Genomic DNA, 9,893 nt, shown 5'->3' with positions numbered 1-9,893 from the left:
TCAAACGTGCTTAATAGAGTAAGAAGAAGTTCCCCACGTCAATACCGTTGATCGGTGCATGGCCATCATGTCCCTCACTTGGAACCAGAATGTCCATGGTACCGTCCCCGTTCACATCCCCGGATGAGGTGTTCATATAGAAGTAATATGGTGACGTCTCGGTATCATCGTACTGGATCACATAAGGCTTCATGCGCCCTTGAGCATCCCCCACAACAACCGTGTCCGGATAATCCGCGGAGTGCAAACCAACGCCGGAGCCGAAGAACACCAATCCACGACCCAACTGAGTGTTGCCGTTGATCGAGTCATCGTATCCATACGAGCCCAGAATCACGTCATCGAATCCGTCACCATTGAAGTCGCCTTTTTTCATTCGGCCTGTCATGACTTCACTGCCAACCAAATCTCCGGCCTTGGCATCCCACGCGTAGAACGCCTGAGGGGCCGGCTTCGGTGTTCCCGAGGCACGCATACACTCAATTCCCGCACCACCACCTGGCAAACTTGGATCGGTGTAAAGCATCTGCTTGTTCAGATTGATCTCTAGGTAATCCCACATCGCAGAGTTATTATCAGAACCGCACAATGGACCATAATAGACATAGGACATACCCACGTCCGTGAATCCCGCCTTCGGCGCTTCGCGCGGAGCCGTCACAATCAGGTCTTCATAACCGTCATTGTTCAGATCCCCGGCCGTCGCGACACGGTAACCGAAGTAACGACCAATCATGTTGTTGCCAAAGCCCTGATTCAGAATCGGAGGCATGATGCCATAGACACGGCCCGCAGCACCGTCCAGATCCAGGGACGGATCCAGATTCTGGAACTGACTTTGTGTCGTGTTGACACACGAACCAGCCATGAATGTGGAATTATAGTAGCTGTCACGATCTGCTGCCTGAATCCCGTTCGTGCTTCCCTTGTACATGAACAAGCGCCCGTAGTTGGAATAGTTGTCAGCATCATAGTAACAAGCCAGATCTTCCCAGCCCGGAGCGGAAACCACCAGATCATCGATACCGTCTTTGTTGTAGTCCATCACGGCAATGCTGGCCCCGAACATGTGGCGCATGCGATCGTAACCAAAGTTCACGTTACGCACCATCGGACTGTACAGGTACTGCATTTTACACGAGTTATTCGGAGCCCCACTGCAGGCTTTGTTGGCCACTGCGGCAGATTCGGTACCGTAGGTGTCGATCATATACGTCGCATTCGCCGACAGCAGATTCGTATTCACCGTTGGTTCGTTGTCTGTCGGGGTATAACCCTTCACTTTCGGAGTCTGCACACCGGTAGAAGAGCCATACCAGATAAACACGCGTCCCATCTCGATCGCCTGAACACCATTCAAGCAACTGGAATCCGCTTCGTCATAACACTGCCAACCTGCGCCCGCCGCCGGAGGATCCCCGAATGGCGGATTCACGTCGGCGATACTGGTGCCTTTATTCATGGTAAAGAATGAAGGGGCTGAAGGAATCGCAAATACGATATCCGAATAACCATCTCCATTGAAATCACCATGATGGATCACTTTACGGCGGTGAGGAGACAGTTCATCCATTCCCAGGAATTCAGATCCCCATGTGGTCGTTGACCAGCGGGTGGAAATGTACTGAGGATCTCCAGCTGCAGGAATCCATTTTGGATTCGTCACAGCCTGCAACCCGCCTCGGGATCCATAGTAAGCGACGATCTGCCCGCCACTTGCCGGATCAAGGAAGATCACATCACTGAAGCCGTCTCCGTTAATGTCGCCGCCATCAAAGGCGCGAATCGCCCAGCCCGAACTCAGGTTCGTGGGCTTGCTGATCAGCTGAGGCAACGCAATATCGTTCAGCGTAACCCCTTGGGCCGGATTCACGGAAGGATAGCAATATGTTTCATTCTGACTTTGGGACTTGAAGACCCGGGCCAGATTTTCCTTACAGAACGAAGTGGTAACCAATCCCAGATTGGATCCAAAGAACACCACCGCATCCGTCGTATAAGTTTTGCTGTTCGCGGACGGCCGTGAAATCTGCGCCACCGCATCGGCATATCCATCGCGGTTGATATCACCCACGATACGGATGCTTTCGAAATTCAAACTTTGCGGGCTGCCCATGCGGTCCACCAGCTTTTCAGCAGGAACGGAGTTCACAGAAGACAGCGGCTGGCCCTTGGAATAATAACCAAAGGCTGCACCACCACCCAATTTGGTGGATTTATCCAGATATGCACCGACAAAGACGTCATTCAGCGGCGTCAATCCGGCATAGTCCCCGTCAAAGTTACCCACTGCCACAGAACGGCCAAAGTAGTCATAAGACTGACCTTGATAGTTGTACAGGTGCAGGAAGTTGGATGTCAGACCCACGCCAGACAAACCTGTAAATACGTAGGCCGCGCCCGAGTTGGTGGCCTTCGTGCCATCCCCTGTTGCGCCCACGACGACATCCTTAAGACCGTCGCCCGTGACATCCGCCACGGCCATCGCTTCCGGATACAAGCCAAGATAGTAGTTGGCACCGATGGAATTAGAACGAATCAGCGTCGGAGCACATTTGCGCTTAGTCACGTTGTTATTGACGTCAAAGCGGTCACACTGCGACGAACCATCATTCCAGTCACTGTCCTTGATCGCCGGATCCACCGCATCGATACCCTTGAAGGCATCCATTTCATAAAGCTTGAATGGATTTCCATAGAAGACCCACAAAGCCCCGGAATTGGTTTTGGAACCGTTGTTAAAGTAGCTGCTGGATACAACGGCTTCCGCCCAGCCATCCGCATTGGTGTCGGAAGGACTGGTCAAAGCCGTATTGGTAGCATCATAGCGGGAACGGTCACCGACCAGAGCCACGGATGTACCGAAACCACGTGATACCATTTTTACGCCAGAACCCACTTGGTCATCTTTATAATAACTGCGTGGGAACAGAATACGGAAGCCTGCTTTGTTCGTCAGACACGAGAAGTGTTTATTCGTATCCATCTTACGATTACCGCAGAACCAGAACTGATTACGATAGGTTTCGTCCTCGGTCGCTGACGCTGTAGGCGCGGAACGGCCGAAGTAAATATAAGCCGCACCCGGTGCCGAGCCCACTCCAACTGCCGCATTGTTCACCGGCAGGCTGTAGTGATTGGTCCCACTTGGGAACGAGAAGCCCGAACTTCCCCAACCACCCTCTGCTGGCGGAATCGCCGCACAGGTGTCGGGAGTCGAACAGCTGGCGGTTGTTGCTTTTACTTTCGCACTTTGCGCTTGGATATAACGATCCCCTGGCGCCCCCACGATCATGTCAGATCCACCCACCAGCTTCCCGGCGGAGTTGCGGATTCTGAATCCTCCATCCACGTCCGCTCCGCCATGCACGGAATAACCAAAGCGAGCGCCATTGTGCGGCGTCGGTGCATAAACTTTCAGGAAGCGGAACTTAGGATGAGTGGCATTCGGAATAGCCCCCGCCGTCGGAGTTTCATATCCGATACCGGACTTGGACCCGAAGTATAAACCCACAAACCCAGTTTCACGCTCGTATTTGGAATCCCCCGGAAGATTCGGAGCCGGAGTTCCATCCCAGTCACCACGCGGAGCCCCGATAGCAATGTCATCATAGCCATCACCGTTGAAGTCCCCAATAAATGATACTGAGTATCCGAATTCAGCATTATTACCCATCTGAACTCGGCCCGCCTGATCCCAGTGCGAGGAAGGCCACAAAGATGTGTCCGGCCACAGCATCACCGCAGAACATGTCGCGCCCTCGACCAGGCCGTTACAAGTTTCAAAGTTCTGCTGCATGTCTTTAATCTTCGTCGGAGCTTTCAAACCTTCCGCACTTCCGAAAAAGACAAAGGCTGCCCCATCATATTCATATGGACTGTAAGTGGTATCCTGCCCCGGCGCACCCACGACAAGGTCCTGACAGGCATTACCCAAGCGGGTATCGCCGTTCAGATTTCCACTGCCGGACATGGATTTACCAAAGCGCGCAAGATGAGACAAATCTTCAAATGTGATGATTTGTGGATCCACCCCTGGAACCGCAGGATTCTGCACCGGATCCGGGGATGTTTTCAGCTTGAAGCTGGCAGAGCCCGTTGGTTTGTAAGAGTAATAAACATACACCGCACCCGCATTGGCGGACTTAACCCCCAAAGAGGAAATGGAAACATTCGGCAGGCCCACTGCCAAATCCGGATGACCATCACAGTTGAAGTCGCCCGACGTCATGGATTCACCCATATAAGCCACACCTGCATCAGCAGCTGCGACTGGTGGCATATCCTTATAGCCCGGAATACCCTTGATATAGGTGCTCAGGTTATCAAAAATCAAAGTCTCATTCTTCGCACCATCGTTGTAATTCACGCGAATGGACAGATCTTCAATTTTACCGATCGTCCAGTTTGCCGACGGAGAGAACACGATTGTTCCGGCACCCACCAATGGATCCGATACCGCCGTGCTGCCCATGTAAACGCGGCTGACATAGTTTTCGTTTTTGTATTCAGAGTTCACCACCGGCGTGACCTTCGCAAAAGGCAACGCACCGATGGAAATCGGGCTTAGCTCATAAGCTGGCGTCGGGAAGGAGGAATTCGTGGAAGCAGTCACAACTTTCGTTGGACGCTCGTACGTGTCATCCATGTATTTCGCCTGAACCACAAAGTGGTAGCGCGTGGAACCCGTCATATTACGAAAGATATAACGGTTTTCCATTGACGTGCGATCCACCGATGTCCAATTGGTGGTATTGGCTGCCGTCGGGTCCTCGTACTCTTTAAAGAAGATCTGGTATTCTGCAACCTTGTTTGGATAGTCCCAAACCAGAATCAAATTGCCGTCAGCATCCTTGGAAACACTGCCTGCACCGGCAAAAGGTTTGTTGGTCGTGACCGTGATCTCTTTGTTACCACCCACACTGTTCGTTCCGTCCGTACCCACTACTTTAAAGGTGTAGGCAGTATTCGGGGACAGGTTACGGATGATCACAGAATCCTGGAACGTTTCCGCCACAGAATCAGAAGAAAGATTGTAATAAACTTTGTACTCGCGATAACGGCTGTGCAGCTGCCAGTAAACTCGCACCGCGGTTGGTGAAAGAACCTCGACGCCTTCCGCGCCGGTAAAATCACGCAACAGACTTCCCGTCTCAAGCTTCTCTGTACAAGCCGTCAAGCTGACGACAACGGTCAGCAGGGCTGCTTTGAAAATCCTTTTAATAGAGAACATAGACGACTCCTGTCGAGAATGCCTTGCCTGATGGGTGATTACGACCCGGAGCCCCCAGAATCACATCTGGAACCCCGTCGCCATTGATGTCACCGCTCACACTGTTGGATATATAAGTGTATTCGTATGCTTTTCGCTCGGGCAGATACAGCAGGTACGGTTCACACATCGGTGAAGAACCGCCATAGCAGCGTGGAGTTGTCGTAGGCGTGGAATTGATCTTCAATCCCAGCAAACTGCCGTAATAGATTACGTAAGCTCCGGAATCGGCCTGAACTTCTTCCAGGTCGTAGTCCTTGCCCGGCATATTCACAATGATGTCTGCATAGCCGTCATTATTCACGTCACCCAATCCCGCCAGACCGTAACCGAAGGCATCAGCAGCCTCAAAGACGGCATCAGTTCCCAGAACCTCAAGACGCTGAGGTTTTGGCTGGGACTGACTGGCATGCAGAGTATTTCTGGCAATCGGTGTAGACCCGGCCAGGAACAAATCTGTCGTCGCCAGAGATGTCGAACCATAGAAGGCATAAGCACTGCCGACCTGGCCACCATAGAAGGTATAGATTTTACCAGCAACTGGTGCTGACACCACGATGTCGACAACGCCGTCACCGTTGATGTCACCCGCTGCTGCCACTTCATAACCGAAGCGTTCAGCTGCAGCCGCAGGATCTAATTTTTGAATTGGAGTAAAAGCTAAACCGCGTGCCCCACCTTTAAACAGATAGATACGTCCCTTCATCGTCGTCAAAGAAGGATCACTGACGACCAGTTCGTCGGTTTCTTCACCCGCCAGTACGTCCAGGGAATCAATACCCACAAGATTCCAACCGAAGGTCACACCCGTGTCGTTGGAAGCCAGCATCTGAACCTTACAAACCTTGGGCAAAGTTTCGCTGCACGGGTTTTCCACCAGGACATCCGCCGCCGCTCCGTTATCGTCCTGCAAACGGATCGTTCCGGTTGCACGATTTGTTTGTGGACCTGTGGACGAACCATAGATCACAAACACACGGCCTTTGTTACCCACGGCCATGTTCACTCCACCCGGAATAACATCAGCACTTGGTGCTAGTGTGGTGTATGTGCCCAAAGCAAAGTCACTGTAGCCGTCGGCATTGAAGTCACCATAAGCGACGGCGCGATTGATGTTATTAAACGTACCCACCGACAGGCCCGACAATGAAGTTGAACCATACATATTGCCGTCAGCATGGAAGGCAATAGTATCCGTCCCGCCCAGACCGAATCGAAGTGGATTCTGACCCACCGGCGCCAAAGATGGAGCATTGGCGTAAACCACCCCACTGGAGGATCCATAATAAATATAGCTGCCGTACGTTCCCAAAATCAGCAGATCGTCGTAAGCATCGCCGTTCACACTGCCGATGCGGTGGAATTCCCGGCCAAACCCTGGGTCACTGTCCACTGCCAATTTTAATGGGTGCAGTGGAGCAATCGGATTGCGCGAAGGCTCAGGCGTTGTCACCAGCCCCGTCGCACTTCCATAGAAGACCACCAGTTCAACCGTGCTCGCGACAGAAATGTGCGTAACAACGTCCGCATAACCGTCACCATTCAGATCGCCAACAACTTTGGCGCGTTCATAGTGATAGTTCAGTTCTTTACTGAAGTTCACATTGATCGTCTGATCCGGCGTCGTTACGGAAGCCGCGAAGGAGCCGTTGGACTTAAAGACGAAAGCCGCACCGTTATAGTAAGAAGGACTGGAAAGATATGGTGCGCCAATGATCAGATCCCCGGTTTTATCACCGTTGAAGTCAGCCCCTGCCAAACCGCCGGCACCGATCTGAGCACCCGCGGTCATGTCTTTGGCGTAAATAATGGAAGCACCAAATGGATTCACACCGCCGCTGTACCAGGTACAGTTGGTCGCACAACCATAGGAATCATCATCAGACAATTGTGGAGCATCGATACGAACCCCGGCCTCTGTACCTAATGTGGATACGTCGGGTTTGTAAAGATACACTACCCCGTGATTGGCAATGGCTTTTTTACCATCACTGCTGGTCACGGTACGGTAAGGAACACCGACCGCCAATGATGGCAAGCCACGTGTCACGTCCTCGATATCCGCCACCGTACCCAAAGAACGTCCGTACTGAACGCCCGCTTCAGACGGACTGGTATGAATCGCCTGATTTTCACAGTGTTCAAGACTGCCCGTCAGAACGTTTCTGTTTTTCGCATCACAGGCCAAAGAATTCACGGCATTGATCGTCTGAACCGGTTCCAGAATCCCCTGCAATCCACCGGTCGTAAAGTCAGAGGATCTTGGAGTTATATAATAACCAAACACCACTCCGGCGTTGGTACGGCCTGAAACTGTGGATGTTGGTGCTCCGACAAACACGGCACCGGAAACGTCCGGAGTCGAGTTGGTCGTTCCAATAACTTTCGTTAAAGGATAACCATTCTGATTTTGCACACCCAGTAAAGAATAGCCGTATCCTTTGACCGTGATGTGAGAAGCACTGATCCCCAAAGTCGTGTCCGGATAAGATTCTTTACACATCCAGCTGGTGATCTGCTGCAGATCAGATCCGGACGTAGGCTGAACACCTTTACAAGCCAGGATCGATCCACGGCCCGCTGCACGCTGAGGCGCACCGATCACAAGGTCATCACACTTGTTGAATTCAAAGCCTTTGTTTTTAGGAGCCGGAGACGTTCTGAAAACGTAGCCGCCGCCATTTGTACAAGTACGTGAATTGTAAGCCGACGCTACGGCGCCACCGAAGTCTTCACTCACGCTGGAACCCACGAAGGTGCCGTCAGTCAGATCCCCTGCCCCGATGGTTTCAGCGTCAATTTTGGCATGGCTTTTAGCTGCACTTGCAGGGTAAAGACCGAAGCGGTCACCACGCAGAACATGAACCTGACGTTTATTGGCGTTGGTGGTCACACCCATAGCCAGGTCATCAAAGCCGTCATTGTTATAGTCACCAAAAGTGATCGAATGCACATAAGCTGTGGTTGAATCACGATACTTGGCCGGACGACATTTGAAAGACGTCGGGTCACAAGTCGCCTCATTCAGACCATAAGCACTACCACCCGCACCTGTTACCAGACCACGGACCGGGTCACCGAAAACGACAAAAACCGCGCCATCGTTGGTTTGCATGGCAAGGTCATCACAGGTGTGAATTTCTTTAAGCTTGTTCAAATCAGCCGGTGGCACTGCGGGCGTGAACAAATCATCACACAGACCCACGCGGTTGATCTTTGGATCGTTGTCCACCACACCTTCAGGTGGTTTGTAGCGGCTGAAGCAATCGCCATTCACGTTTCCGACCGCGATACGAATGCCCAAACGCGCATCCGAAGTCAGATCCGTATAATAAATAAGTTGCGGATCCGGGAACGATGCATCCGCTGTTGGGGTCACATCAGTTTTCAAGCGTGGCTTCGGACGAACGATATTGCCGTTGGAATCAATTTCATCCGGCGGCTGATAACCATAGAAAATGGAAACCGCACCGGTTGCATCATAGTGACGTTCACTAATATAAGGAGTCGCACGCGGAGCGGACACCGCCACGTCTTTGTAACCGTCACAGTTAAAGTCACCGACCTGAACGCCGTTACCAAGTTCCTGCATTCCCAAACCGCCGCCAATCAAGCGTGGCAACAACGGGGCTTTAGCCCCCGAACCTTCAAGGCTTCGCACCAGAGGCTTGCTCAGGCCCGGCAGCCCATCCGGCTGTACATCCACGATAGTCACCTTGCCATCAGCGGCAGTGACTTTCGCATAAATGTTCTTAACGCCCGGAGCGATCGGAATGATGGAGCGGAAATAGTCATTCCCTGACACCGTAGCCAGACGAATGTCCGTAAATCTTTCGAAAATTTCGGTTTTATAGGTGGAATCCCCGCCTTCAGTCCAGAACCAGGGGAAGTTACCCACGAAAGCAGAGTTCATGCGTACCGCTGGCAAATTCGACAACTGAGACTGGACCAGCACGCAAGGTGCTTTTGAATTCAGATAGGTCTCGCTCATGTTGGACGGTTCGAAAGTGCCATCATCGTAAAAAGCCATGACCCAGAAGCAGTACTTTGCACCGCTCGGCAAAGAATTCACCAGGCTGGTGCTTTTGCTGACAACGGTGTTCACCGGCGACGTCAGATCCCAAGTTTCATTTTCACGCTTGGCAAAAATTTTATATGTGACCCCATCCCCGTTTTTTACCCAGCTGACTTCCACAGAACCATTGGACTGGGACTGCAAACCGGAAGAAGGAATGCCCGAAAAATTCGCAAGGGTCTTCACGGTCATGTAACTGTCGAAACCAAACTCCTCGTCTGTCGTTGCGTCCACACCGGAAGTTGAAAATTCATAATAGCTGTCGGGAGTCAGACTGTTCAAAGTCGTTGTCGCAAAAGTCTCAGTTTTTTTCGGAGTATTAAAACCTTTTTGATAAATTCGATATTCTTTGAATCGAGCCTGCAAAGGCCATGATAGTCTTACACTCGTTGGCGAGATCGCCACGGCGCTTTCCAAACCGTTGAATTTAGATGGCAAGTTAGTGCTTTGAAGACCGGCTTTCGCACACGAAATCAGAACACCACATGCAACGTACAAGAGGATTGATAAAAGACATTTCATATTAGATTAAGGCTAGCCTCACTT

The 9,893-nt window shown here is 51.7% G+C and carries 2 protein-coding genes; both read right to left on the bottom strand.

The window, feature by feature from the left end; genetic code table 11:
* Positions 1-10 precede the first annotated feature (10 nt).
* Positions 11-5,233: a hypothetical protein gene (locus tag AC04MQ_RS07285; RefSeq protein WP_475391723.1), complete on the bottom strand. Its 5,223-nt coding sequence runs from the start codon at positions 5,231-5,233 to the stop codon at positions 11-13.
* Positions 5,220-9,869: a hypothetical protein gene (locus tag AC04MQ_RS07280; protein ID WP_475391722.1), complete on the bottom strand. Its 4,650-nt coding sequence runs from the start codon at positions 9,867-9,869 to the stop codon at positions 5,220-5,222. The genes AC04MQ_RS07285 and AC04MQ_RS07280 overlap by 14 nt, the downstream gene beginning before the upstream one ends.
* Between the last annotated feature and the right edge of the window lie 24 nt (positions 9,870-9,893).

The organism is Bdellovibrio sp. MYbb2, assembly GCF_056175685.1.
Note: the sequence above shows the minus strand (reverse complement) of the source record. Positions and strands in the feature narration are given on the sequence as shown.

Excerpts from the sequence above, each read along its gene's own strand:
- AC04MQ_RS07285 (WP_475391723.1), bottom strand. The coding sequence starts at position 5,233 with ATGTTCTCTATTAAAAGGATTTTCAAAGCAGCCCTGCTGACCGTTGTC.
- AC04MQ_RS07280 (WP_475391722.1), bottom strand. The coding sequence starts at position 9,869 with ATGAAATGTCTTTTATCAATCCTCTTGTACGTTGCATGTGGTGTTCTG.